Source organism: Streptomyces griseorubiginosus, from assembly GCF_017614965.1.
GTDB classification, from domain to species: Bacteria; Actinomycetota; Actinomycetes; order Streptomycetales; family Streptomycetaceae; genus Streptomyces; species Streptomyces griseorubiginosus_B.
Map to the genome: position 1 here is coordinate 1 of NZ_WVUG01000698.1, position 764 is coordinate 764.

The window sequence follows — 764 nt, forward strand, 5'->3', positions numbered from 1 at the left end:
GTCCTGGCCGCCGTAGAGCTCGGCGGCGGTGGCGAGGACACGGAGGCAGGCGGGGCCGTCCAGGGCGGTGTGGTTGATGGTGAGGAAGAGGACGGTGCCCTTGCCCGCGGCCGCGTCGGGCGGACGGGGCGTGGTCGCTTCGCGCTGCCGGCGCGTGGTCGCGGGGGGTTCGCCGACCGCGTCCGTGGCCTCGCTGCCCTCCACCGGTCCCGGGCCCTCCACCACCTCCAGGCGGATCGGCGGAGACAGGGTCAGGGGCGGGGCCGTGGTCAGGGCGCGGGTGCGGGCGTCCCGGAGCGCGCCGCGACCACCGGGCGGGAAGGTGACCACCTCCACGTCCGGTTCCGGCGTCAGCTCCCACTCGTAGCGGCGCCGGTACCAGTGACCCGGCGCCTCGCGCATCAGGATGCGCGGGTGGCGGCGCAGGGCCTCGGCGAAGGAGGCCCGCAGCCGGTCGCGGTCGAGCCGGCCCGGGAGATGGACCTCGATGTGGACCGTCTCCGGTTCCTCCTCCTGGAGGCAGTGCCGGGCGACCTCGTCCACGACCGGGAACGGTATGCGGACCGGCGGCCGCACCGGTCCGTCGGCGCGTGCGGGATGCTCCAGTGCGGTCATGACTCCGGCTCCTGCTTCTCCGTGGGCGCCCCCGGCTTACGCAGCGGAATCCGCGTGGTCGGCGGATCGGGCTCGACTGCTCCGGGGCCGCGTGCGGAGAGGGTGGGGCCGGAGGCGGGTTCGGCGACTCCGGGACCGCGCGCGGAGAC

The 764-nt window shown here is 76.0% G+C and carries 1 pseudogene; it reads right to left on the reverse strand.

Going from position 1 to position 764, the window contains the following annotated elements:
• A pseudogene (locus tag GRC12_RS44825) lies at window positions 1–615 on the reverse strand (condensation protein); the annotation flags it as partial.
• Window positions 616–764 lie beyond the last annotated feature (149 nt).